Annotated in this window: 22 protein-coding genes and 1 tRNA gene; 14 read left to right on the top strand and 9 right to left on the bottom strand. The window is 61.1% G+C overall.

Features of this window, described 5'->3' with window-relative positions; genetic code table 11:
* Nucleotides 1-9: 9 nt before the first annotated feature.
* A complete protein-coding gene (locus L6418_RS10285; RefSeq protein ID WP_237246830.1) occupies nt 10-375 on the bottom strand; it encodes a group 1 truncated hemoglobin in 366 nt (121 codons plus the stop codon).
* Between the two features lie 217 nt (nt 376-592).
* Here L6418_RS10285 and L6418_RS10280 point away from each other — a divergent pair, with 217 nt between their 5' ends.
* Entirely contained in the window at nt 593-1,051 is a 459-nt protein-coding gene (locus L6418_RS10280) for an Rrf2 family transcriptional regulator (protein ID WP_237246829.1), read from the top strand.
* Between the two features lie 57 nt (nt 1,052-1,108).
* On the opposite strand, the gene L6418_RS10275 is transcribed toward L6418_RS10280, so the two are convergent.
* The 4 genes from L6418_RS10275 to ftsY all read right to left on the bottom strand — a co-directional run bounded on the left by L6418_RS10275 (nt 1,109) and on the right by ftsY (nt 4,305).
* Nucleotides 1,109-1,564 carry a bacteriohemerythrin gene (locus L6418_RS10275; protein WP_237246828.1) on the bottom strand — a complete coding sequence of 152 codons (456 nt, stop codon included), beginning with the start codon at nt 1,562-1,564 and terminating at the stop codon, nt 1,109-1,111.
* Between the two features lie 126 nt (nt 1,565-1,690).
* The gene (gene ftsX, locus L6418_RS10270) at nt 1,691-2,596 is read right to left on the bottom strand and encodes a permease-like cell division protein FtsX (protein WP_237246827.1); all 906 of its coding nucleotides are present in this window, start codon (nt 2,594-2,596) and stop codon (nt 1,691-1,693) included.
* Nucleotides 2,593-3,246 (bottom strand): cell division ATP-binding protein FtsE, encoded by a 654-nt coding sequence (ftsE, locus tag L6418_RS10265; RefSeq protein WP_237246826.1) that lies wholly within the window; start codon nt 3,244-3,246, stop codon nt 2,593-2,595. Before ftsE ends, ftsX begins: the two co-directional genes overlap by 4 nt.
* A 111-nt stretch (nt 3,247-3,357) precedes the next feature.
* A complete protein-coding gene (ftsY, locus tag L6418_RS10260) occupies nt 3,358-4,305 on the bottom strand; it encodes a signal recognition particle-docking protein FtsY (protein ID WP_237246825.1) in 948 nt (315 codons plus the stop codon).
* An 81-nt stretch (nt 4,306-4,386) separates the two neighbouring features.
* Here ftsY and L6418_RS10255 point away from each other — a divergent pair, with 81 nt between their 5' ends.
* Genes L6418_RS10255 through L6418_RS10235 form a run of 5 tightly spaced genes read left to right on the top strand, consistent with a single transcriptional unit; the run spans nt 4,387 to nt 8,383 of the window.
* Nucleotides 4,387-5,748: a pitrilysin family protein gene (locus L6418_RS10255; protein WP_237246824.1), complete on the top strand. Its 1,362-nt coding sequence runs from the start codon at nt 4,387-4,389 to the stop codon at nt 5,746-5,748.
* On the top strand, nt 5,738-7,108 hold the full coding sequence (locus L6418_RS10250) for a pitrilysin family protein (RefSeq protein ID WP_237246823.1): 1,371 nt from the start codon (nt 5,738-5,740) through the stop codon (nt 7,106-7,108). Before L6418_RS10255 ends, L6418_RS10250 begins: the two co-directional genes overlap by 11 nt.
* Nucleotides 7,105-7,644, top strand: coding sequence for a 16S rRNA (guanine(966)-N(2))-methyltransferase RsmD (gene rsmD / locus L6418_RS10245; protein WP_237248730.1), 540 nt, complete (start codon nt 7,105-7,107; stop codon nt 7,642-7,644). Before L6418_RS10250 ends, rsmD begins: the two co-directional genes overlap by 4 nt.
* Nucleotides 7,641-8,117: a pantetheine-phosphate adenylyltransferase gene (coaD, locus tag L6418_RS10240; RefSeq protein WP_237246822.1), complete on the top strand. Its 477-nt coding sequence runs from the start codon at nt 7,641-7,643 to the stop codon at nt 8,115-8,117. The genes rsmD and coaD overlap by 4 nt, the downstream gene beginning before the upstream one ends.
* Nucleotides 8,118-8,128: 11 nt before the next feature.
* Nucleotides 8,129-8,383 carry a YfhL family 4Fe-4S dicluster ferredoxin gene (locus tag L6418_RS10235; RefSeq protein WP_237246821.1) on the top strand — a complete coding sequence of 85 codons (255 nt, stop codon included), beginning with the start codon at nt 8,129-8,131 and terminating at the stop codon, nt 8,381-8,383.
* Nucleotides 8,384-8,493: 110 nt separating this feature from the next.
* On the opposite strand, the gene mutM is transcribed toward L6418_RS10235, so the two are convergent.
* Genes mutM through L6418_RS10215 form a run of 4 tightly spaced genes read right to left on the bottom strand, consistent with a single transcriptional unit; the run spans nt 8,494 to nt 12,112 of the window.
* Nucleotides 8,494-9,309 (bottom strand): bifunctional DNA-formamidopyrimidine glycosylase/DNA-(apurinic or apyrimidinic site) lyase, encoded by an 816-nt coding sequence (gene mutM / locus L6418_RS10230; RefSeq protein ID WP_237246820.1) that lies wholly within the window; start codon nt 9,307-9,309, stop codon nt 8,494-8,496.
* 3 nt (nt 9,310-9,312) lie between these two features.
* Nucleotides 9,313-10,641, bottom strand: a complete 1,329-nt coding sequence (locus L6418_RS10225; protein ID WP_237246819.1) for a GldG family protein — start codon at nt 10,639-10,641, stop codon at nt 9,313-9,315.
* Nucleotides 10,638-11,381: an ABC transporter permease gene (locus L6418_RS10220; protein ID WP_237246818.1), complete on the bottom strand. Its 744-nt coding sequence runs from the start codon at nt 11,379-11,381 to the stop codon at nt 10,638-10,640. The genes L6418_RS10225 and L6418_RS10220 overlap by 4 nt, the downstream gene beginning before the upstream one ends.
* Nucleotides 11,378-12,112: an ABC transporter ATP-binding protein gene (locus L6418_RS10215; RefSeq protein WP_237246817.1), complete on the bottom strand. Its 735-nt coding sequence runs from the start codon at nt 12,110-12,112 to the stop codon at nt 11,378-11,380. The genes L6418_RS10220 and L6418_RS10215 overlap by 4 nt, the downstream gene beginning before the upstream one ends.
* Before the next feature lie 556 nt (nt 12,113-12,668).
* Here L6418_RS10215 and L6418_RS10210 point away from each other — a divergent pair.
* From L6418_RS10210 to L6418_RS10175, 8 genes are all read left to right on the top strand, one after another.
* Nucleotides 12,669-13,898: a carbohydrate porin gene (locus L6418_RS10210; protein WP_237246816.1), complete on the top strand. Its 1,230-nt coding sequence runs from the start codon at nt 12,669-12,671 to the stop codon at nt 13,896-13,898.
* Between the two features lie 213 nt (nt 13,899-14,111).
* The gene (locus L6418_RS10205) at nt 14,112-15,659 is read left to right on the top strand and encodes an efflux transporter outer membrane subunit (RefSeq protein ID WP_237246815.1); all 1,548 of its coding nucleotides are present in this window, start codon (nt 14,112-14,114) and stop codon (nt 15,657-15,659) included.
* Nucleotides 15,656-16,816 (top strand): efflux RND transporter periplasmic adaptor subunit, encoded by a 1,161-nt coding sequence (locus L6418_RS10200; RefSeq protein ID WP_237246814.1) that lies wholly within the window; start codon nt 15,656-15,658, stop codon nt 16,814-16,816. The genes L6418_RS10205 and L6418_RS10200 overlap by 4 nt, the downstream gene beginning before the upstream one ends.
* 21 nt (nt 16,817-16,837) lie before the next feature.
* Nucleotides 16,838-19,945: an efflux RND transporter permease subunit gene (locus tag L6418_RS10195; protein ID WP_237246813.1), complete on the top strand. Its 3,108-nt coding sequence runs from the start codon at nt 16,838-16,840 to the stop codon at nt 19,943-19,945.
* Nucleotides 19,946-19,979: 34 nt separating this feature from the next.
* The gene (locus L6418_RS10190) at nt 19,980-21,758 is read left to right on the top strand and encodes a tetratricopeptide repeat protein (RefSeq protein ID WP_237246812.1); all 1,779 of its coding nucleotides are present in this window, start codon (nt 19,980-19,982) and stop codon (nt 21,756-21,758) included.
* A complete protein-coding gene (gene lolB / locus L6418_RS10185) occupies nt 21,758-22,309 on the top strand; it encodes a lipoprotein insertase outer membrane protein LolB (RefSeq protein ID WP_237246811.1) in 552 nt (183 codons plus the stop codon). Before L6418_RS10190 ends, lolB begins: the two co-directional genes overlap by 1 nt.
* Nucleotides 22,306-23,181: a 4-(cytidine 5'-diphospho)-2-C-methyl-D-erythritol kinase gene (gene ispE, locus L6418_RS10180; RefSeq protein ID WP_237246810.1), complete on the top strand. Its 876-nt coding sequence runs from the start codon at nt 22,306-22,308 to the stop codon at nt 23,179-23,181. Before lolB ends, ispE begins: the two co-directional genes overlap by 4 nt.
* A gap of 45 nt (nt 23,182-23,226) precedes the next feature.
* Nucleotides 23,227-23,301 (top strand) — tRNA-Gln (locus L6418_RS10175).
* Nucleotides 23,302-23,303 lie beyond the last annotated feature (2 nt).

Below are 23,303 nucleotides of genomic sequence, written 5' to 3'. Positions count from 1 at the left end.
GAGTCCTGCTTATTTGCCGAGTACGTCGTTGCGGGTGCTTTCGGCGATGGCCGCTGCCTGGGCGATCAGGTCGGCGGGCACGTTGAGTTCCTTGAGTGTGGCGCCCAGATTTTCCATCACTGCATTAAAATGCGAGTCGTTCAATCCGTTCTTGACCAGGTGTGCATGCCCCTTTCTCATGTCTTCTCCGGTGTAGTTGTGCGGACCGCCAAAAGCCATGGTCAGGAAGGCCTTTTGCTTGGCGGCTTGCTTGTCCATGTCGACACCGTCAAAGAAATGCTTGATGCGGTCATCCTTCAGGACCTTGCGATAGAAAATATCCACTGCTGCATTAACCGCACCATCACCACCGATTTTCTCGTACAGACTGCTCATACTCTCTCTCCTTGTGAGTTTCGTGAACTAATGTAGTCCAGCCCTAAAATACAAACACGATTGCCAAGCCAGATGAAACCGGGATACATTTTTGACGCTTTTTTTACATTCGAGGCTGCGCTCGGCATGGATTGCGATAAAATGTATTCCAAATGCATCTTATCGGGCGGTGTTCTTTTTTGTCAAGCGTGAATCATGCAGATAGGAAATTGATATTGTGAGACTGACCCTGTACACCGATTACTCCTTGCGCGTGCTCCTGTACCTGGCGACCAAGCCGGAGCAGACGGCGACGATCACCGAGATCGCCGAGCACTACGACATCTCCCGCAACCATCTGGTCAAGGTGGTGCATAGTCTGGGCATACACGGTTTCATCACCACTACCCGGGGCAAGAACGGCGGGATCAGGCTGGCGCGTTCTGCCGAGTCGATCCTGCTGAGCGACGTGGTCAGGAAAACAGAACCCGATTTGGATCTGCTGGAGTGTTTCAATCCGGCGACGGACAACTGCGTGATCAGCCCGACATGCCGTCTGAAATCGATGCTGTACGAAGGCCGGGCGGCTTTCATGGCGGTGCTGGAAAAGAACACGCTGGCCGATGCGGCAGCGCCGACCAGTCCGTCGCGCGCTTCCAGGGCCGTGCGCGTAGATATCTCGCAATTGAAGCGATGATGGCAGGCTGTCGCTTCCGCCTGCTTGGCGAGGCAGGGCTTGCTGCGTCGTGCCGGTTCAGCCGAAAATTTTCTTCAGGGTCGAGTTCAGCCAGCTGGAAACTTCCGCATCGCTGCTGTCGGTGATGACTTTCACCGATTCGATATAGTCCCGATCCTCGCCCTTGATATGGCTGGTCAGCCAGCCTTTCAGCAGGTTCAAGAGTTCCGGCGCCACATCTTCCCCACGGGAGGCGCGGCCCCTGATATCGGCGATCTTCTTCATGAAGATTTCATGGATGCGCCGATGTGCCTTGAGGTAAGGATATCCGGCCTTTTCCTGCAGGCTCTCTTCGAATTCGAAATGCGTGATGGTGTAATTCAGCAGCCCTTCCATCACGTGATTGGTCTCGTCGATGTTGCCGGTTCGGCAGGCGTCATCCAACTCGTTGATGAATTCGACGATCCGCATATGCTGCGTATCGATGACTGAAATACCCGACTCCAGATCCCGCGTCCATTCCATGTATGCCATGGTTCTCCCTTTGCATGCTTGTTGGTTTTATTCGCATTGCAACCCCTGTTTTGCCGGATACCTGATTTGGCATCGGATATCCGCAGCGTATTTTGCTCCAGGCGCGGAGGAATTGTGAGCTTAAATTTAGCGCGGTTCGATCTGCCACAGGTGTTGCGACACCGAGAACCAGGCGCCCAGCCAACCCAGGTAGGCAGAGAATCCCAGCAATGCCAGGCTGTCGCCGGGCGACAGATGCTGCAGGCTGAAATTGCTGGCATAGAGCTGGGCGAGCGTGCCGATCTGGTGATTGAGCAGCATCAGGCTTCCTGCGACCAGCAGCCAGGCCGTGATGCCCCCAAGCAAACCCTGGGTAAGGCCGAAGTATAGGAAGGGGCGGCGGATGAAGGCATCGGTGGCGCCGATGAGTTTCGCCACTTCGATCTCCTCGCGGCGAGTAAGGATTTGCAGGCGGATGGTATTGAATGTGATGGCGATGAGAGCGAAGCTCAGCAAGGCGGCAAGGATGGCGACCGCCATGCGGCCGAAATCCAGCAGTGCAGCCAGTTTGTGTATCCAGGCCGAGTCCAGTTGCACATGGTCGAAACGCGGCCAGGTCTTCAATTCGTCGCGCAAGGCTTCCAGCGTGGCCACGCTGCCGTCTTTGGGGTAGATGACAAACGCATCCGGCAGCGGATTCTGCGACAGGCTGCTGATCACGTCCGACAAGCCCGTGCTTTGCTGCAGCTTCTTCAATGCCGCCTCCCGCGGCACGAACTCGATATGCTTGATGGCTGCGTGTTGCCTGAGTCTGTCGCCGATCCGTTCGATGTCGCCGGCACTTGTGCCGGCGGCCAGGAACACGCTGATCTGCGGCGTGCCGGCGATCTGCGTGCCCAGGCTTTGTGCGCTTTTCAGGAGCACATAGCCTCCGACCGGCAGGCTCAGCGCGATGCCGATGACCAGGATGTTGAGCAGCGATGCGTTGGGCGTGAGCAACAGGCGTTGCAGCGTGAAGCGCAGTACGTGCAGGTGTTCAATCAGCGTTCTCATGCCTGCAGCTCCCCTTTCCTGAGATGCAAGGCCCGTGCCGGGAATTGGCGCAGGATGCCTTCGTCGTGGGTGGAGATGAGCAGTGTCACGCCGACCTGATGGAACGATTTGAAGATGTTCATGATCTCGTTCGAGTATTCGGTATCGAGGTTGCCGGTCGGTTCGTCGGCCAGCAGGATGGTGGGGCGGTTGACGATGGCGCGTGCGATGCACAGGCGCTGTTGTTCACCTCCCGAGAGGGCGATGGGATTGACCTTTTCGCGATCGAGCAGGCCGACCTTGTCCAGCGCGGCGCGCACGCGCTTGGCGCTCTCGCGGTGGTCGAAGCCGCAGATCTGCAGGGGAAGCATCACATTGTCGAAGGCATTGCGATCAAACAGCAATTTGTGGTCCTGGAAGATCAATCCGATGTTGCGGCGCAGGTGCGGGATCGCGGCGGGCTTGATGGAGCGGATATTCTGTCCGTTCACCAGCACGGCGCCGCTGGTAGGGCGCTCGATGGCGGCGATGAGCTTGAGCAGGGTGCTTTTGCCGGCACCGGAATGTCCGGTGAGATAAGCCATCTCTCCTTCGGCGATCTCGAAGGAGAGGTTCTTCAGCGCTTCGTGCCCTCCGGGATAGCGTTTGTAGACCTGGTTGAATTTGATCATTTTTGAAAGTCTATTTGACGCACCGGGTTCACAGGGAAAATCGCTCCAATATTCGGGGCGGTGGAAGTATGGGCAAGCGCTGTCATTTTTGTGGCAAAAAAAGGTTCGCAGTTAATCTTCAAGTCCCAGCAATGCCGCAACAAAATCCTCCGCCACGAACGGCCTCAGGTCATCCAGCCCTTCACCCACGCCGATGAAACGTACGGGGATCGGGTGGGCCTTGGCGATCGCCGCGATAACGCCGCCCTTGGCGGTGCCATCTAGCTTGGTCAGTACCAGCCCGGTTACCTGCAGCGCATCGTCGAAGGCCTTGACCTGTGTCAGCGCGTTCTGTCCGGTATTGGCGTCCAGCACCAGCAATACCTCATGCGGGGCATCGGGCAAGGCCTTGGCGATGACGCGCTTCACTTTCCTGATTTCTTCCATCAGGTGCGCCTGCGTGGTCAGGCGTCCGGCGGTGTCAGCCAGCACCACGTCGATGCGCCGCGCCTGCGCCGCCTGCACTGCGTCGAAGATGACCGCGGCGGCATCGCCGCTCTGTTGTGCGATGACGGTGACATCGTTGCGCCGGCCCCATTCCATCAGTTGTTCGCGTGCCGCTGCGCGGAAGGTGTCGCCAGCGGCCAGCAGCACCGATTTGCCCTGCTGCTGGAAATGTTTGGCCAGTTTGCCGATGGAGGTGGTCTTGCCTGCGCCGTTCACGCCGCAGAGCATGATGACGAAGGGGGTGTGCGTGCCGACATCCAGCGGTTGCGCAAGCGGCTGCAGCAATTTGAGCAGGGCGTGCGCCAGGGCCTCTTTCAGCTGGCCGGCCTCGGTGAGGCGTTGTTCCTTCACCGTGCGGCGTACGTCAGCAAGCAGCGAGCGCGTCGCGTCCATACCCACGTCAGAGGTGATGAGAATGGTTTCCAGTTCTTCATACAGGTCTTCGTCGATCCTGCCGCCAGGAACCAGCAGCGCGGAAAGCTGTCCACCCGTGCGCGCCAGACTTCCGGTCAGGCGGGCCAGCCAGTTGGACGAATCGTTGCCGGCTGGATTTTTTTTCAGGAAACTAAACATGCAAGGGTATTCTGGAGTGGATGAAATGTCGCATAATGCACGCTCATTTTATGCCGAATTGCGCATTCATGGGATAAGGTAATGAGAATCCAATCAATTGTCGTCGCGCTGGTGTTTCTGGCTGTCCCGGTTGCCCAGGCCGAAGTATATGAGAAGACCCTGGACAACGGGCTCAAGGTCATCGTCAAGGAAGACCACCGTGCGCCGGTGCTGGTTCAGCAAGTCTGGTATCACGTAGGCAGCATGGACGAACGCACCGGCACCACGGGGGTGGCGCACGTGCTGGAACACATGATGTTCAAGGGCACCAGGGACGTTCCCGTCGGACAGTTCTCCAAGATCATCGCAGCGGCAGGCGGACGCGAGAACGCCTTTACCAGCTACGACCACACCGCCTATTTCCAGCAGCTGCACAAATCCAGGCTGCCGCTGGCGATGAAGCTGGAATCCGACCGCATGCATAACCTGCAGATGGCGAAGAAGGAGTTCGACAAGGAGATCAAGGTGGTGATGGAAGAGCGCCGCTGGCGTACCGACGACGAACCTCATTCTCTGGTGTACGAGAAGATGATGGCAACGGCGTTCCAGGAACATCCTTACCACAACCCGGTGATCGGCTGGATGGTCGACCTGCAGAACATGACCGACGCCGATGCCCTGAACTGGTACAAGACCTGGTATGCGCCCAACGATGCGACGCTGGTGATCGCCGGCGACGTCAAGGCGCAGGAGGTGTTTGCGCTGGCGCAGCGCTACTACGGCAGCATTCCCGCCGTGAAGTTGCCGCAGCGCAAGGCGGTGGGCGAGGCGCCGCAGCTCGGCATCCAGCGCATCGTGGTCAAGGCGCCGGCAGAATTGCCCTACCTCATCATGGCGTGGCACGCGCCGACCCTGCGCGATGCGGAGAAAGACTGGAAGCCTTACGCCCTCGAAGTGCTGGCGGGTGTGCTGGACGGCAATTCGTCGGCGCGGCTCAACAAGGCACTGGTGCGCGACCAGCAGGTGGCGATGGATGTCGGCACCGGCTACGAGAGTGTGGCACGCGGCCCGGGCCTGTTCGTGCTGGAAGGCACGCCGCGCGAAGGCAAAACCGTGGCCGATGTGGAAAACGCGCTGCGCGAGCAGCTGGCCCTGCTGGTGCGCGATGGCGTGAGCGCCGAGGAGTTGCGGCGCGTCAAGGCGCAGGTGATGGCGGGCGAAGTCTACAAGCGCGATTCGGTGTTCTACCAGGCGATGCAGATCGGCCAGATGGAAACCGCCGGACTTTCGTACAAGGACATTCCGGTGATGCTGCTCAGGCTGCAGGCGGTCACTGCGCAGCAGGTACAGGATGTGGCGCGCGAGATATTCAACGACGATCACCTGACGGTCGCCACACTCGACCCGCAGCCTCTTTCCGACAAACCCAGACATAACCCTGCAGGAGCAGCGCATGCTCACTAGACTCCTTTCTACCGCAATCCTGTTGTGCGCGGCGTCGGCCGCGCTGGCGACGCCGCAGATACAGCATTGGCAAGCGCCCAGCGGCGCGCGCGTATATTTCGTGGAAGACCACGGCCTGCCGATGCTGGATGTGGCGGTGAGCTTCCCCGCCGGCAGCGGCTTCGATGTGGCGGGCAAGGTCGGTGTGGCCAGCCTGACCTTTGGCCTGCTCGATCTGGGGGCGCAGGACCTGAATGAAGACGAGATCGCGCGCAAATTGGCGGATGTCGGCGCGCAGATGGGCGGGCAGTTCGATGCCGATCGTGCCGGCCTGACCATGCGTACCTTGAGCAGTGCGGCAGAGCGAGATGCTGCGCTGGATATCCTGGGGCGTTGCCTGCAGCAGCCATTGTTTCCGGAGCCGGTGCTGGCGCGGGAGAAGGCACGCATGATCGCGGCGCTGAAGGAGGCCGAGACACAGCCAGAAAGCATTGCCGACAAGGCGTTCGGCAAGGCGGTATTCGGTGCGCATCCCTATGGCTGGCATACCGAGGTGTCCGACGTGGAGAAGATCCAGCGCGCCGAGCTGGAGGGTTTCTATCGCGACCATTACAGCGCGAAGCACGCGGTGGTTGCGTTGATGGGCGACATCAGCCGTGCCCAGGCCGAAGCGATCGCGCAGCGCCTGACCGCCAGCCTGCCTGCCGGGGATGCCGATCCGAACATCGCGCCGGTGATGATCCGCATCAAGCCCAGCGAACAGCGCATCCCGCATCCGGCAAGCCAGAGCCACATCCTGATCGGCACGCCGGGCGTCGCCCGCAATGATGAGGATTATTTCCCGCTGTATGTCGGCAATTACATCCTGGGCGGCGGCGGTTTCGTCTCGCGCCTGATGAACGAAGTGCGCGAAAAGCGCGGCATGGCCTACAGCGTATACAGCTACTTCATGCCGATGCAGCAGCCGGGCGCCTTCCAGATCGGCCTGCAGACCAAGAAGGAACAGGCGGACGAATCGCTGCGCCTGGTGCGCAAGACGCTGCGGACTTTCGTGGACAAGGGAGTGACCGAGAAAGAGCTGCGCGCAGCCAAGCAGAACATCATCGGCGGTTTCCCGTTGCGCATAGACAATAACAAGAAAATACTCGATTACCTCAGCGTGATCGGTTTCTATGGATTGCCGCTGACCTACCTGGACGATTTCACCGTCAAGGTGAACAAGGTGACGGCCAGGCAGATACACGATGCGTTCAAGCGCCGCATCGATCCGGACGCCCTGGCGACCGTGATGGTGGGCGTACCGGGGGCGGACAGTGTGCAACCGGACCCGGCTGCGGACGCAGCGGCGCAGCCTGAAGAGAAGGCAGGAGCGGCGAAATAAACAAGGTTCGCATCATCGGCGGTACGCACCGCAGCCGCCTGATCGAGTTTCCCGATGCCGAAGGCCTGCGCCCGACGCCGGACCGGGTGCGCGAGACGCTGTTCAACTGGCTGGGGCAGACGCTGCATGGCAAGCGCTGTCTCGATCTGTTCGCCGGCAGCGGTGCGCTGGGTTTCGAGGCCGCCTCGCGCGGTGCGGAGCAGGTGCTGATGGTCGAGAATAACCGCGTTGTATATCGGTCCTTGCAGGCCAATGCCGGAAAATTTGGGCTGGGCAATGTAGCCTTGCGCTGCGAGGATGGGCTAAAATTCGCCCGGCAAGACCATGGCGTGTTCGATGTGATTTTTCTCGACCCTCCTTTCAAGAGCGATTACCTGCCCCAATTGCTGCCGCTGCTGGAAAACATCCTGACGCATGACGGTAAGGTCTATCTGGAAAGTGGAACAGCCTTTGAACCGGATGCGGCCTGGCGAGTGGTCAGGCGGGCCAATGCGGGTGCAGTGCATTACCAACTATTAGAACGTGAGCCAGCATGATCAAAGTGGTGTATCCGGGGACGTTCGATCCCATCACGCGCGGACATGAGGATGTGGTGCGCCGTGCGGCCGGTTTGTTCGGCGAGGTGGTGGTGGCGGTCGCGGCCAGCCGCAGTGCGACGCTGTTTACCCTGGACGAACGGGTGGAAATGGCGCGCGAGGTGTTTGCCGGTTTCGACAACGTCAAGGTGGAGGGTTTCGACAATCTGCTGATGAGCTACGTGCGCTCGCAAAATGCACGTGTGGTGCTGCGCGGCTTGCGTGCGGTTTCGGATTTCGAATACGAGTTCCAGATGGCAGGCATGAACCGCACCTTGCATCCCGATGTGGAGACCCTGTTCCTGACGCCGGCAGAGCAATACACCTTCATCTCGGCCAGCATCGTGCGCGAGATCGCACGCTTCGGCGGCGATGTGGGCAAGTTCGTTTCGCCGCTGGTGGCGGCGGAACTGGAAAAAAAATATCAACGTTAAGGAGAGTAGACATGTCATTAATGATCACCGACGAATGTATCAACTGCGATGTATGCGAGCCGGAATGCCCGAACGGGGCCATTTCGCAAGGCGATACCATCTACATCATCGATCCCAACAAATGCACGGAATGCGTGGGCCACTACGACACGCCGCAATGCGTGGAGGTGTGCCCGGTCGATTGCATCCCGCATGATCCGGGTCATGTGGAAAGCAAGGAGCAGTTGCAGGCCAAGTATGAGAAATTGATGGCAGCCAAAGCGTAAGGTATCGCCACGGCCCAGGAAGCCCGCTCAACGAGCGGGCTTTTTTCATGCTGTCGCTCTTGCAGGCGGGAAATCGGGGAACTGCCTGTTGCGGCACGGGGCGCAGTGAGTCAACGCTGGCATGTCGGGCAATAGAAGGTCGAGCGTTGCCCCTGCTTGACCTGCCGGATGACCGTGCCGCACACGCGACAGGCTTCGCCTGCCCGGCCGTACACGAAATATTGCTGCTGGAAGTAGCCCTGATTGCCGTCGCTGTCGACATAATCGCGCAGGCTGCTGCCGCCTTGTCTGATGGCCGCGCGCAGTACGTCCTGGATGGCTGCAGCCAGGCGCACGCAACGTTGTTTGCTGAGCCTGCCGGCGGCGGTTTGCGGCCTTATCCCGGCACGGAACAGCGCCTCATTGGCATAGATGTTGCCCACGCCGACGACGACATGATTGTCCATGATGGCCAGCTTGATCGCCGCTTTGCGCTTGCGCGTGGCGGAGTGGAGATAGTCGGCATCGAACCCGCTCAGCAGTGGTTCCGGCCCCAACTCTGCCAGCAGGGGATGCTGTGCCGCATCGCCAGATTGCCACAACACAGCACCGAAACGCCGCGGATCGCGCAGGCGCAGCAGTTTGCCATTCTCCAGCAGCAGATCGAAGTGGTCGTGTTTGCCGGCGGCCGTACCCAGGGGGTGGATGCGCAGATTGCCGCTCATACCCAGATGCAGGATGAGGGTGCCGCGGTCGAATGCGACGAGCAGGTATTTGGCGCGGCGCCGCAGGTCGCGCACCGTTTGCCCATGCAGCAGTTCGGGCAGGTTCGCGGGGATTTCCCAGCGCAGCCTGGGATTGCGGATGACGACACCGGCGACACGCTGGTGCAGCAGGTGCGGCGCGATGCCGCGCAGCGTGGTCTCGACTTCGGGCAGTTCCGGCATTGCCTAGCGTTTCCTGCGCCGCCACTGAATGATGCCTGCCAGGGCGAGGAGCAGCGGCAGCGCGATCAGGAAGCCGGTGCTGAGCAAGGTAAGCTGCCGCTTGCTCAAGGTGATCTGGCCGTCTTTTGCGGCGCGCGGCTGTACGGTGATGAGCCGGTCTTCATTGGCCAGCCAATTCACCATGTTGATGCCGAAATCGATGTTGCCGCCGTTGCCCGAATAGGCGTTGGCGAGGAAGGCGCCGTTGCCCACCACGATGATGCGCTGTTCGCGGTCGTTCACCCGGCGCTGCAGCGTGATGGCCAGGTTGACGGGCCCCGGGATATCCCTGTCCTGGTCGATGTGTCTGGCTATGCCATGATCGCTGACCCAGCCGCGCGCCGCACCTTCCACCAGCGTACGGGCTTCCCAGGAGTCGTTCTGCTCGACGCTCAGGGCGCGCGCATCCGGGAACACGGTGATGAGGTCGAAATTGCGCGTGATGGCGTGCGGCGGGTAGCCGGCACCGAGCGCCCAGTCCGGCGGGGCGTTCATCTCCTGCGCGGCGGGGTCGATCACGATGCCCGGCATGACGGTCAGGGAGAGTTTCTCGGCCAGCGGTTCCAGCCCGCGCAAGGGCTCGGCATCGATCAGCCACAACAGGTTGCCGCCGTTGTCGATATAGCGCAGCAGCTTGTTCATCTCGCCCGGCATCATCCGGGTCTGCGGCTGCGTCAGGACCAGCATGCTGGCATTGTCGGGCACGTCCTGGGCCAGCGCCAGATTGAGGCTGGCGGTGCGGTAGCCGAGTTGCTGCAGCCGTTTGCCGAACTCGCCGAGGTCGTGGTTGGCGATGCCGTCGAGCTTGCGTTCGCCATGTCCGCCCACGTACATCAGCAATTGATCCTTGGCGTGGGCCAGGTGCAACAGGGCGCTCGAGAGCGTTTGCTCGTTCAGCGTGGTGATGTGCTCGCTGCGCCCGGCGAACTCGACCACCATCTCGCCGTTGTCCTGGATGGATGCCTTGTGCATCGCCTCGGGATCTTTCACCGGATCGACGAAGCTCAGCGAGATATCGGGTTTGTAGCGCTGGTACAGTGCGACGAATTCGCGGATGAGCTTGCGCATGTCGCCAAGCTGGGCATCCCGTTCGGTGGCATACACCGTGATTTTCACCGGGCCGTGCAGCAGTGCCAGCGCATCCACGCTGCCGGGTTCCAGGCTGTTGAGCGCGTTCTGGGTGACATCCCATTGAGCGGGGAAGCGGGCGGCGAGCTGGAACAGCGCGCCAGCCGCTGCCAGCACCAACAGCAGCGAGAGGGTTCGTTTGAGGATTGGCAGGATGCGTTTCATGAAGAGCGGCGTTCGTCGTTCAGCTGGCGTATCGTGAGCCACAGCAGGGTTGCGGTGAACAGCATGAAATAGATGAGGTCGGCGCTGTTGACCAGTCCCATGTTCAGGTTCTGGAAGTGCGCGTTCGGCGAGATCGCGCGCAGGAAACTGCGATTGTCACTGGCGCTGAGTTCGAGCAGCCAGAGGCCGAACGACATGCCCAGCGCACCGATCGCGGCGATCACCGGCTGCTTGCTCAATGCGGAGAAATACAGGCCGAGCGCGGCATAGCTGGCGGACAGCAGCAGCACGCCCAGGATGTTGGCAAGCATGAGGCCGAGATCGGCATGCGTACCGAGCAGCAATGTGACGAGCATGATGGCGCTGCCCGCCACGATGAGCACGAGCAGCAGCATCAGGCCGAGGAATTTCCCCAGCACGATGTGTGTCACCGAGACGGGAGCGGTGAGCAACAGCACCCAGGTCCGGTTGCGGCGTTCTTCGGCGATCAGGCGCATGGTGAACAACGGGATCAGCAGCATCAGCATCAGCGCCAGTGCACTGTACAGCGGCGAAGCGACGGCGATGGTCGAGCCCGGCGCATTGGCAAGCTGGGTCAGCTGGGCCTGCACTTGCAGATAATCGTCGATGCGGACGAAGAAGAACCAGGCGAACAGGAATTGCATCAGTGCCAGCATCCACCAGGTGGAAGGCGCGGCGAACAGGCTGCGGAATTCTTTGCGGGCGATGGTGAAGATCATGCTGCGGCCGCCTGGTTCTCGGTGATCTGCAGGAAGGCCTCTTCCATATTGCCGTTTGTCAGCAACTCGGCATTGCTGCCGCTGAAGATCAGGCGTCCCTTCTGCAGGATCAGCACGCGGTCGCACAGGCTCTCCACTTCATTCAGCATGTGGGTGGACAGGATCACGCTGCTGCTGTCGCCGAGTTCGCGGATGAGCGCACGGATGTCGCGTATCTGCGCGGGGTCAAGACCGACGGTGGGTTCGTCCAGCACCACCACGGCGGGGTTGTGGATGATGGCCTGCGCGATCCCCACGCGCTGCTGGTAGCCTTTTGACAGGGTGCCGATGATCCTGTTGCCGCTATCCTGCAGGCCGCAGCGCTGCTTGGCCAAAGCCAGCGCGCCGGCGAGCTTGGCGGGAGGGATGCGATGCAGGCGTGCGGCGAACAGCAGATAGTCGTCGACGCGCATGTCGCGGTAGAGCGGCGGGTGTTCAGGCAGGAAGCCGATGCAGGCTTTGGCCTGTTGCGGCTGATGCTGCATGTCGAAACCGCACACCTGGATCTGCCCGCCATGCGCCGGCAGGGCGCCGGTGAGCATCTGCAAAGTGGTGCTCTTCCCTGCGCCGTTGTGCCCCAGCAGGCCCAGCACCTCGCCGCGCCGCAGCTCCAGCGACACGCCCTCCACCACCAGCCGGTGGTCGCGGCGGCGCAGCAGATCCTGTGCGGAAAGGGTGAGCGGGGCGGTCATTGTGGTGCCGAGCGTGTATGCATTAATTAAACGGAATATAACCCAATATGCAGTGTCACACCAAAGCCCGGCAGGCCGACGGTATATGGCGATATGCCCGAGTCATCGGATTGTAACTTTACATTCATATAATTCTGGGCCAGAATCCGCGCGTTTTTTTGCGGAAATTCTTGTGGGTACTTGTTCAAGTCATAGTGGTTTCCCCGTCGGCATGGCGGGAAGGCTTTCGGCGAAATAACGCGCAGTATTCTGCCGCTCTCGTCGACTGCGGGAAGCGGTGTCAATATCCGGCGATACCCGGTTCATCCATCTTCTGACTACCATTGATCGGCGCCAACTGGCTTGTTGCGAACCAGTGCGTGCCGCGAATGTTCCTGCAACGGTATTTACCCATATACCTCAAAGGAGAGAGTAGTTGCGTTTCAACCTGTCAGATTGCTCGGGGTCGGCATTTTCGCCATTCTGGCTAGCGCTTTTACTCGTGATCGGATTTTCCATATCGACAGGGTGTCGGGCTGACGCCAGCGACGAAGAAGATACGACAGCACGATTCCAGATGACCTACAACTGGCAGCGCCATCCGGCTTACCAGGCGGCCTATTCCGGGCCTAACAGCCTGCATGCAAATGCCGAAACGATGTACACGTTTTCCGTCGATGCTTTTCTGGGATTCAGGCCGTGGCAGGACGGCGAAGTCTATTTGACCCCGGAAGTATTCCAGGGTATGCCGTTTTCCGGCAACCTGATCGGTCTCGGCGGTTTCACCAATGGCGAGATCACTCGCGCCGCCGGACCCAATCCGACTTTGTACCGGCAAAAGCTCTTCTTGCGGCAGACCTGGAACAACGGCGGCGGCACCGAGCATGTCGAATCCGATCTCAACCAGATGGCCGGCTGGCATGACAAGAATCGTTTTGTGCTGACGGTCGGGAATTTTTCCACACTGGATGTGTTCGATCCGAATGCCTACGCCAAGGATCCGCGTACCCAGTTCATGAACTGGGGCAACATGACTTATGCGGCCTATGATTATGCGGCCGATGCGCGTGGTTTCGGCTGGGGCTTCGCCGGCGAATGGTATCGGGATGACTGGGTGCTGCGCTACGGCCGCATGACGGGGCCGGAGACCCCGAATGGATTGCCGCTCGACTACGCGATCGGCAGCCACTATGGGGACCAGTTGGAAGTCGAACATGCGCATACGCTGTATGGCCGCCCCGGCGCGGTGCGGGTGCTGGGGTGGCGGGATCGTGCCAACCTGGCCAGCTTCAGCGATGCGCTGGCATGGCTGAATACCCATCCGGGTTCGTACACCGGTCCGGATGCGCTCAATGCGGTGCGCACTGGCGTCAAGACCAAGTACGGGCTGGGCGTCAATATCGAGCAGGAAATCAGCGACAGCGCCGGGTTTTTCATGCGCGCCATGAAAGCAGACGGGCGCACCGAGACCTACGCTTTCACCGAAGCCGATGGCTCGTTTTCGAGCGGCTTGCTGATCAAGGGGGATCAGTGGGGGCGCCACCAGGATAACGTCGGTCTTTCATTGATGCGCAATACCATCTCGGCAGACCGCCGCCGTTTCCTTGAAGCTGGCGGCATTTCCTTCTTCATCGGCGACGGCCGGTTGAACTACCGCCCGGAAGACATATTCGAGGGCTTCTACAGCTGGAGCCTGGCGAGGGATTATTGGCTGACAGCAGACTATCAGCGTATCCAGAACCCGGCCTACAACGCCGACCGCGGACCGATCGACGTGTATGCCCTGCGTTTGCATGTCGAGTTCTGACAGGCGGTTTGCCTGAATTTTGCGACGACCGGGGCTTGCATGATGGTCGCAGGCATGAAGGATTTACATTCGATGCGTTTGGCTGGTGACGAGGAAAGATGCGGCAGAAGGAACGATCCCCGATTCTCGGTTAGAATGCGGTGCCTTCGGGAACCCGGTGCGTTGGGTTCGGTCCGATGCGCTGCCGTGAATCAATCCACTGGGCTTATAAGTTTGAACAAATTGCGAAAAAAACCGATATCGCTGTTCCTGTTGGCCGCTCTGTGCGGTTGCGCGGCGGGCCCGGACTTCAAGCGTCCCGATGCGCCCGCTGCTGCAGGTTATGCAGGCCCTGTGGCGACGCAACCGACCGAGTCGGCTCAAACCTTGCATGGCGAAGCGCAGAAATTCGTTCCCGGGCAGGACATTCCTTCCGATTGGTGGAAACTGTTCCAGTCGCCGCAGATCGACGCGCTGATCAAACGCGCGTTCAAGGCCAATCCGGATATCGAAGCGGCGCAGGCGGCATTGCAGCAGGCCAAGGAGTACACCGCTGCCCAGCAAGGTTTCTTCTACCCCACGGTCGCAGCCAGCTATTCCCCGTCGCGCAACAAGCTGGCCGGCAATATGGGGGGCAATTCGCCCGGCCAGCAGGGCAACGGTTCGGTCATTCAGACTTATTCCAACCCGGCCGGTCCCAAATACAACGGTCCGGCTTATTACAATTTTCACATTGCACAGCTGACCGTGGGCTATGTGCCTGACGTGTTCGGTGCCAATCGCAGGCAGGTCGAATCGGCGCAGGCACAGGTTGAGATGCAGCAGCTGCAACTGGAAGCAACCTACATTACGCTGGCTTCCAACGTGGTTGCGGCAGCGATACAGGAGGCTTCGCTGCGTGCGCAGATCGAGGCGCAACTCAAGATCGTCAGCCTGAATCAGCAAGCGCTCGAGATCGTGCGCAATCAGCTCAAGCTGGGCTACGTCTCCGAGATGGAAGTGACCCAGCAGGAAATGGCATCCGCGCTGGCCCAGCAGGCGTTGGTGCCCTTGCAGCAGCAGCTGGAACAGACGCGCGATCTGTTGCGCGTACTGGCCGGCAATACGCCGGATCAGGACATCGACGAGACGTTCACGCTGGACGGATTGCACCTGCCGCAGGAGCTGCCGTTGAGCCTGCCGTCCAGGCTGGTGCAGCAGCGCCCGGATGTACGTATCGCCGAAGCGCAGTTGCATTACGCCAGCGCGCAATACGGAGTGGCCATCGCCAATACGTTGCCGCAGTTCGCCATCACCGGTGCGATCGGCGGCATGGCCTCTTCCCCGACATGGATGTTCAAGAACGGCGGCGGCTTCTTCGATCTCACCGGTAATGTCGCGCAGACCATCTTCGACGGCGGTACCTTGCGAGCCAAATCCCGCGCGGCAAAACAAGGATTGACGCAGGCCGGAGCCCAGTATCGCGGGGTCGTAATGGCAGCTTTGCAGAATGTGGCCGATACGCTGTATGTCATCCAATCCGACGCTCGCGCGTTAAAGGCGGCGGCGAAAGCAGCGCAAGCGGCGGGCAAGATGAGCGAGCTGACGCATAAACAATATGAGGCGGGTGCCGTCGATTTCCAGACCTTGCTGGTCGCACAGCTGAACGAACAACTGGCGAACATCAACCTGGTGCAGGCGCAGACCAACCGGCTGGGCGACACGGCGGCACTGTTCCAGGCACTGGGCGGCGGCTGGTGGAACCATGACCAGACAAGTAAGGTAGGGGCGAGACAACCTTGAGTCAGTACAAGAAAACAATATTCGGCTTGCTGGCGTTAGCCCTGCTTGCCGGGGCTGGCTATATCGGTTGGCAGAAATTCCAGGGTGCCTCGAAACCTGAGGCCAATCCGGAGCAGCCGGTCGCCCGCGCCCCCGGCGATACCATACATTTCGCGGCGAATGCGCCGCAGCTGGCTTTCCTGCAGATCAAGGATGTGGAGGAATATCCGGAGCCGCTGGTCGAGTCGCTGAATGCGCGCCTGGCCTACGACGACAACCATACTGCGCGCGTCTATCCGCCCATTGCCGGACGGGTGCTGAAGATCACGGCAGATGCGGGACGCGAGGTCAAGGCGGGCGATGAGCTGCTGGTGCTGGATGCCCCCGACTATGCCCAGGCGACCGCTGATGATGTCAAGGCGAAAGCGGACCTGCAGCGCAAGCGCCAGGCGCTCGAGCGGGCGCGCGAATTGTTGCCGGTCAACGGCATTGCGCAAAAGGACTTCGAATCGACCGAGGCCGATTTCCACCAGGCCGAAGCCGAAGAACAGCGTGCCGCAGCGCGCTTGCACAACCTGCAGAGCGTCGCATCGGTGACGGATGGCAAGTTCGTCTTGCGTGCGCCGGTCGGCGGGATGATCAGCGAGCGCCAGGTGAATGTGGGCAGCGAAGTGCGTACCGACGGAGCCAATCCGCTCTTTGTCATCACCGATCCGAAAAAGCTGTGGGCGCTCATCGATCTGCCGGAACTCTACCTGGACAAGGTGAAGGTCGGGCAGCCGGTGTCGGTGGAAGTCGATGCCTATCCCGGCGAGGTGTTCAAGGCCAGGATCGTCGTCATCGCCGAAGCGCTCGATCCGGTGACGCGCCGTATCCAGGTGCGTGCCGAGATCGATAACAGCGCAAACCGGCTCAAGCCCGAGATGTATGCGCGCGTCACGCCGGTGCTGGACAGCCATCGCACCGTCCCGCGCGTTCCCAATGCGGCATTGTTCACGCTGGGTTTGCACAATTATGTTTTCGTCGAGCAGGGGCCTGGCGTATTGCAACGGCGTCGCGTCGAACTCGGGTTGCAGAGCCATGAATACAGCTACGTCAAGGATGGCCTCCATGCCGGCGAACGCGTGGTCACCACGGGCGCACTGCTGCTGAATTCAGAACTGTCTGGCACCGACTGATCGCCACAGGCGGGTAACGATATGTTAGACAAACTTCTTTCCTTTGCACTGCAGCAGCGGATATTCGTGCTGGCTGCGGCGCTGGTGCTGGCCATCGTCGGCTGGCGCGCGGTGCAGGACATGCCGATCGAGGCGTTCCCGGATGTGCAGGATGTACAGGTGCAGATCGTCACCCAGTCGCCCGGACAGGCGCCGGAAGAGGTGGAGCGCAGCATCACCCTGCCGATCGAACGCGAAATGAGCGGCGTTCCGCGCATGACGCAGCTGCGTTCGGTTTCCATCACCGGACTGTCCGTCGTCACGCTGACCTTCGCCGACAATACCGACGACTATTTTGCCCGGGCGCAGGTGATGGAACACCTGCAGAACGTCACCCTGCCGCCGGGGTTGCAGCCCGGCCTTGCCCCGCTCACCAACGCCGTCGGCGAAGTGTATCGTTATGTGCTGGATGCGCCGGGCATGTCGCTCAACGAAGTGCGCGCACTGCAGGACTGGGTGCTGCGGCCCGCTTTGCGCCAGGTGCCCGGCGTGGCGGATGTGGTCAGCTTCGGCGGTACGGTGAAGGAATACCAGATCCGCATCAACCCTTTCCTGTTGCGCAAATACGGGGTCAGCATCGACCAGGTGTCGCAGGCGATAGGCGCGAACAGCAGCAATGCCGGCGGCGGGGTGATCCGGCGCGGCGACGAGGCGCTGGTGCTGCGCAGCATCGGCCTGTTCGGTAGTCTGGACGACATCGCCAACGTGGTGATCGCCGCCAAGGACGGCAAGACCGTGCTGGTGAAGGATATCGGCGAAGTCGCGATCGGGTATCGCCCGCGGTCGGGCATCGTCGCATTCAACGAGTACGACAACATCGTGCAGGGCATCGTGCAGATGACCAAGGGGCAGAACGCCAGCAAGGTCGTAGGGGGCATCAAGCAGAGACTCGATGAACTCTCCCGCAAGCTGCCGCCGGGCGTGAAGATCGTCCCCTATTACGACCGTACCGACCTGGTGCGTCACACCGTGCATACCGTCACCGAGAACCTGATCGTGGGCGCGATCCTGGTGGTGGCGATCCTGATCCTGTTCCTGCGCAACTGGTATGCCGCATTGTCGGTCGCGATCATCATCCCCCTGGCCATGCTGTTTGCCTTCATCCTGATGGATGCGCGCGGCGTTTCCGCCAACCTGATCTCGCTCGGCGCAGTGGACTTCGGCATCATCATCGACAGTGCGGTGGTGCTGGTCGAGGCGTTGATGGTGAAACTTGCCCTGGCCAAGCTGGATGAGCTGCCCCAGCATCGTACATACGGCTGGCGCATCCACCTGATCAAGCAGACCGGGATCGAACTGGGCCGCCCGATCCTGTTCTCCAAGCTGATCATCATCCTGGCTTTCGTGCCGATCTTTACCTTCCAGCGCGTAGAGGGGAAGATTTTCTCGCCGATGGCGTTCACCCTGACTTTTGCCCTGATCGGCGCGATCCTGCTGACCCTGACCCTGGTGCCGACCTTGCTGTGCTATGCGGTCAAGACCAAGGACCTGGCCGAGAAGCACAGCAGCTGGATGCATAACCTGCAGGAACGGTATCGCCGCCTGCTGGTGTGGGCGGGGATGCGGCGCAAGACGATCGTCGCGGCAGCAGTCGGCATGCTGGCCGTTGCACTGGCGGGTTCGACCCTGCTGGGCAGCGAGTTCCTGCCCAAACTGGATGAAGGCAACATCTGGCTGACCATCAGCCTGCCGCCGGCGACCGCGCTGGACAAGACCAAGGAGGTTGAGCGCCAGGTGCGCGCCATCCTCAAGTCCTATCCCGAGGTCAATAACGTCACGACACAGGTTGGTCGCCCGGACGATGGCACCGACCCGAAAGGGCCGAACAACCTGGAGATCATGGCCGACCTCAATCCGCACGATAGCTGGCGCTTCGCCGACAAGGAGGAGCTGATCGCCGACATGACCAGGCAGATCCACGGTATTCCCGGCGTGCCGACCAACTTTTCGCAGGTCATCCAGGACAATGTGGAGGAAGCGTTGTCGGGCGTGAAGGGCGAGATCGCGATCAAGATTTTCGGACCCGACCTGGAGATACTGGAAGACAAGTCCACGCAGGTCGCGGATATCATCAGCGGCATACGCGGCGCGGCAGATGTGGCGGCGATCAAGGTGGGCGGGCAGACCGAACTCAACATCACGCTGAGCCGCGTTCGCATGTCGCGCTACGGGCTCAACATCAACGATGTGAATGCCACCATCCAGACGGCGTTCGGGGGCAGCGCCGTCAATGTGTTCTACGAAGGCGACCGTCGTTTCGATGTGACGTTGCGCCTGGCCCAGCCGTACCGCGATGCGGTTGAAGATGTGGCAGACCTGCCCATCGTGCTGCCGACCGGCGGCACGCTGCCGCTCGGTTCCATCGCCGACATCGAAGTGCGCCAGGGTGCGGCGCGGGTTGGGCGGGAGTCGGGCGGACGGGTGGTGGCCGTGAAGGCCAACCTGCTGGGGCGCGACCAGGGAAGTTTCGTTGCGGAGGCGATGCAGAAAGTGAACGAGCAGGTGAAGCTGCCGCCCGGTTACAACATGACCTGGGGTGGCCAGTTCGAGAACCAGCAGCGTGCGCTCAAGCGGCTGAAAGTCATCGTGCCGCTGTCGGTGCTGATGATTTTCGTGCTGCTGTTCTGGGCCTTCAAATCGATGAACAAGGCCTTGCTGGTGATCCTGATGGTGCCGTTCACGCTGATCGGCGGTTTTGCCGGCCTGGCACTGGCAGGTTTGCATCTCTCGGTTTCTGCCGCGGTCGGGTTCATCGCCGTGGCGGGTATCTCGGTGCAGAACGGCGTGATCATGGTGGAGCAGTTCATCGAGGGCATGCGCAACGGCCTGGCGCTGTCGGCCAGCGTGATGGAAGGCGCGGTGGCACGTCTGCGGCCCATCCTGATGACGGCCCTGATGGCGGGCATCGGGCTGATGCCCGCCGCGCTATCGCATGGCATCGGTTCCGAGACGCAGCGCCCGTTCGCGGTGGTGATCGTCGGCGGTATCGTGTCGGCCACGCTATTCACGCTGGTGCTGTTGCCGCTGCTGTTCCCGGTGTTCGCCGAGGAAGGGCGTATCAAGGCTAACCCGCCCCCCGCCGCCGAATAAGGGCCTTGCCCCGGCGTGGCCGAGTTCGGCTAATATGACGACTTCCACCGAAATAAGCCGCGATATGATGAACTTCCGCCTGCGCCATTCCATCCTTGCCATTTTCCCCCTGCTGGCTGCTTGTGCGCACGCGCCGCAACCGGTCGCGGATAGCGCGCCGGTACACGGCGGCAAGACCAACCTGGAGCAGATCGCCGAGGCGCCCAAGCTCGATCTGCCCAACGTGGCGCTGACCGATCGGCTGCTGTATGAATTCCTGCTGGGTGACATCGCTGCCCAGCGCAACAAGCCGGAACTGGCTGCACATGTCTATCTGGACCTGGCGAAGACCACGCGCGATCCGCGCGTGGCCAGACGCGCCGCCCAGCTGGCCTATGAAGCCCGCCAGTTCGATGCCGCAGTGGATGCGTTCAAGCTATGGGAGGAACTGGAGCCGTCCTCGCCGCTGGCGAAACAGATGCTGCTCACGCTATTGCTGAGCGGAGGCAAGCTGCAGGAAGCCCGCCCGTACCTGGATAGCGTCCTGCAGGCGGACCCGGCGAACGCCGGACGCACCTTCATGAGCGTTTATCCGCTGGCGGCCCGCAGCACGCCGGACAAGTCGGTCGTGCTCGACTGGACGATCGAGGTGACACATCCATACCCCAAGGTGGCGGAAGGGCACTGGGCGGTTGCGCAAGCGGCGGCGGCGGCCGGAAAGAACGATCTGGCGCAGGCGGAGATCCATGAGGCGGTGACTTTGCGGCCGGAATGGGATGCGGCAGCCGTGTTCGAGGCGGAACTGTACCTGAACAGCGACCCCCAAAAAGGGTTGGCCCTGTTGAAGGAGTTTCTGGATGACCACCCGGACAACAAGGAGTTGCGCCTGTTCTATGCGCGCGCCTTGCTCAACCAGAAGCAGTTCAGCGCTTCGCGCGATCAGTTCGAGCGTTTGCTGAAGAGCAGTCCGGGGAGTCCTGACCTGGCTTTTGCCGTTGCGCTGATTTCCATGCAGATGGGCGAATACGACCGCGCCGAACAGGAGCTGAAGCAGGCGCTGAGCGGGGGCGGCAAGGAGGGGAATGCGGTGCATTTCTATCTCGCGCAACTGAATGAGGCGAGACAGAACGATGCCGTCGCGTTGGAGGAATACCGCCAGGTGAAGGGGGGCGAATATGCCTATGCCGCGCGCCTGCGCGAGATCGCCCTGCTGGACAAGGTCGGCAAGTACGCCGAGGCCCGCGAGGTCCTGCATGGCGTAGTGGCGAAGAACGACCAGCAGCGCGTGCAACTCATCATGGTCGATGCGCAGCTGCTGCGCGAGGACAAGAAATACCAGGACAGCTATCAGGTCCTGACCCAGGGGTTGGCGAAGTTTCCCGACAATCCGGAATTGCTGTACCAGACAGCGATGGCGGCAGACAAGCTGGACAAGCTGGAATTGTTCGAGCAGTTGATACGCAAGCTGATGAAGATCGCGCCGGACGACGCGCATGCCTACAACGCATTGGGCTACAGTTTGCTGGATCGCAACATGCGCATCCCCGAGGCGATGAAGCTGGTGGAAAAGGCTTACCAGCTTGCGCCGGACGATGCTGCGATCATCGACAGCATGGGCTGGGGGAATTACCTGCTGGGCAACCTGGACAAGAGCCTGGAATTCCTGAAGCGCGCGTTCGCAGCCAACCCCGATCCGGAGATCGCCGCGCATCTGGGCGAGGTGCTGTGGAAGCGGGGCGACAAGGATGGCGCACGCAAGGTCTGGGCGGATAGCGCCAAGGCCAATCCGGACAACGAAGCACTCAAAGCGGTGATGAAACGGTTCCTCCCCTGATGTATCGTTTTCTGCTCTTGCCGATTCTGCTGCTGGCGGGCTGCGCGACTGCACCCGTCGCGGTGCACCGCCAGGCCCAGGCGGATGCGCCGTTCACGTTCAATGGGCGCGTCGCCGTCAAGCAGGGCGAGCAGCGCGACAGCGCGGGAATGCGCTGGGTTCATCGCAGCGATGAGGACGAGATATTGCTGCTGGCGCCATTGGGGCAGACGGTGGCCCGTATCCATCGCGGCGCGGGAGAGGCAACGCTGGATGCATCCGGCAAACACCATGCCGCGCAGGATGTGGAAGGCCTCATGCAGCAGGTGCTGGGCTGGCAACTGCCGTTGTCCGACCTGCGCTACTGGGTCACTGCCGTGCCTGCGCCGGACGGCGAATTCGACATCGAACGCGACGCGAACGGCCAGGTGAAGGTGCTGCGCCAGCAGGGATGGGAGATCAGCTATTCGCGCTACGCTGCGATGGCGGCCGATGCACTGCCCCTGCGCCTGAAGCTGCAGCGGGATGGCGTGCAGGTGCTGTTGCTGATCGACGAATGGGAGGCGCAATGAATACGCTGAGCTGCCCGGCGCCGGCCAAGCTCAACCTGTTCTTGCATGTGGTCGGGCGCAGGGCCGACGGCTACCACTTGCTGCAGACCCTGTTCCGCTTCATCGACCTGAACGACACCCTGCATTTCACTTCGCGCCCCGACGGCCAGGTCCGCCGCGTCAATGCGCTGGACGGCGTGCCGCCGGAACAGGACCTGTGCGTGCGCGCCGCTCGCCTGCTGCAACAGGAGACCGGCTGCAGGCTGGGCGTGGATATCGAACTGGAAAAACGCATCCCGATGGGGGGTGGCTTGGGCGGCGGCAGCTCGGATGCGGCGACCACCTTGCTGGCGTTGAACCGCCTGTGGGGGCTCGGGCTGTCGCGCGAACGCCTGATGCGGCTGGGACTTGCGCTGGGGGCCGATGTGCCGGTGTTCATATTCGGGGACAATGCTTTTGCCGAGGGAGTGGGCGAGCGCCTGCAGCCTTTTCCCTTGCCGGACGCGTGGTACGTGGTGCTGTGCCCGCCGGTGCAGGTGCCGACCGTGCAGATATTCACTCATCCCGAATTGACACGAAATACGATTTCGATGACAATGCGCGCCCTTCCGAAGGGGCCGGATTTTCGGGTGGGTGGCCTGGAAGGGCTGAAAAACGACCTGCAGGCAGTGGCCTGCAAGTTGTATCCGGCAGTGGCGGAGCATCTGGCCTGGCTGATGCAGTTTGCCCCCGCACTGATGACCGGTTCCGGCGCATGCGTGTTCGCTGAATTTGCCACGCAAGCCGAAGCGCAGGCAGTATTGCAGCGGTTGCCGTCGAATATGCGCGGGTTTGTCGCGCGTGGTTTGCAGCAACACCCGCTGAAAGATTTTGCAGCAGCAGAAGCGGTTTAGAGCGTTACAGACGCAGCAGTTCTAAACGGCTTCCAGTAAGTTAATTGGGGAGTCGCCAAGTGGTAAGGCATCGGATTTTGATTCCGACATTCGTAGGTTCGATCCCTACCTCCCCAGCCAGA

This window comes from Sideroxyarcus emersonii, assembly GCF_021654335.1.
In the GTDB taxonomy this organism is placed as follows: Bacteria; Pseudomonadota; Gammaproteobacteria; order Burkholderiales; family Gallionellaceae; genus Sideroxyarcus; species Sideroxyarcus emersonii.
This window is presented reverse-complemented; position numbering and strand designations above follow the sequence as displayed.

What these genes read in the sequence shown, in the direction of transcription:
- L6418_RS10285 (WP_237246830.1), bottom strand. Translation starts at nt 375, where the DNA reads ATGAGCAGTCTGTACGAGAAAATCGGTGGTGATGGTGCGGTTAATGCA.
- L6418_RS10225 (WP_237246819.1), bottom strand. Translation starts at nt 10,641, where the DNA reads ATGAAACGCATCCTGCCAATCCTCAAACGAACCCTCTCGCTGCTGTTG.
- mutM (WP_237246820.1), bottom strand. Translation starts at nt 9,309, where the DNA reads ATGCCGGAACTGCCCGAAGTCGAGACCACGCTGCGCGGCATCGCGCCG.
- L6418_RS10250 (WP_237246823.1), top strand. Translation starts at nt 5,738, where the DNA reads ATGCTCACTAGACTCCTTTCTACCGCAATCCTGTTGTGCGCGGCGTCG.
- ftsX (WP_237246827.1), bottom strand. Translation starts at nt 2,596, where the DNA reads ATGAGAACGCTGATTGAACACCTGCACGTACTGCGCTTCACGCTGCAA.
- L6418_RS10275 (WP_237246828.1), bottom strand. Translation starts at nt 1,564, where the DNA reads ATGGCATACATGGAATGGACGCGGGATCTGGAGTCGGGTATTTCAGTC.
- L6418_RS10215 (WP_237246817.1), bottom strand. Translation starts at nt 12,112, where the DNA reads ATGACCGCCCCGCTCACCCTTTCCGCACAGGATCTGCTGCGCCGCCGC.
- coaD (WP_237246822.1), top strand. Translation starts at nt 7,641, where the DNA reads ATGATCAAAGTGGTGTATCCGGGGACGTTCGATCCCATCACGCGCGGA.
- ispE (WP_237246810.1), top strand. Translation starts at nt 22,306, where the DNA reads ATGAATACGCTGAGCTGCCCGGCGCCGGCCAAGCTCAACCTGTTCTTG.
- L6418_RS10255 (WP_237246824.1), top strand. Translation starts at nt 4,387, where the DNA reads ATGAGAATCCAATCAATTGTCGTCGCGCTGGTGTTTCTGGCTGTCCCG.
- ftsY (WP_237246825.1), bottom strand. Translation starts at nt 4,305, where the DNA reads ATGTTTAGTTTCCTGAAAAAAAATCCAGCCGGCAACGATTCGTCCAAC.
- L6418_RS10220 (WP_237246818.1), bottom strand. Translation starts at nt 11,381, where the DNA reads ATGATCTTCACCATCGCCCGCAAAGAATTCCGCAGCCTGTTCGCCGCG.
- L6418_RS10195 (WP_237246813.1), top strand. Translation starts at nt 16,838, where the DNA reads ATGTTAGACAAACTTCTTTCCTTTGCACTGCAGCAGCGGATATTCGTG.
- L6418_RS10210 (WP_237246816.1), top strand. Translation starts at nt 12,669, where the DNA reads ATGACCTACAACTGGCAGCGCCATCCGGCTTACCAGGCGGCCTATTCC.
- lolB (WP_237246811.1), top strand. Translation starts at nt 21,758, where the DNA reads ATGTATCGTTTTCTGCTCTTGCCGATTCTGCTGCTGGCGGGCTGCGCG.
- ftsE (WP_237246826.1), bottom strand. Translation starts at nt 3,246, where the DNA reads ATGATCAAATTCAACCAGGTCTACAAACGCTATCCCGGAGGGCACGAA.
- L6418_RS10235 (WP_237246821.1), top strand. Translation starts at nt 8,129, where the DNA reads ATGTCATTAATGATCACCGACGAATGTATCAACTGCGATGTATGCGAG.
- L6418_RS10190 (WP_237246812.1), top strand. Translation starts at nt 19,980, where the DNA reads ATGACGACTTCCACCGAAATAAGCCGCGATATGATGAACTTCCGCCTG.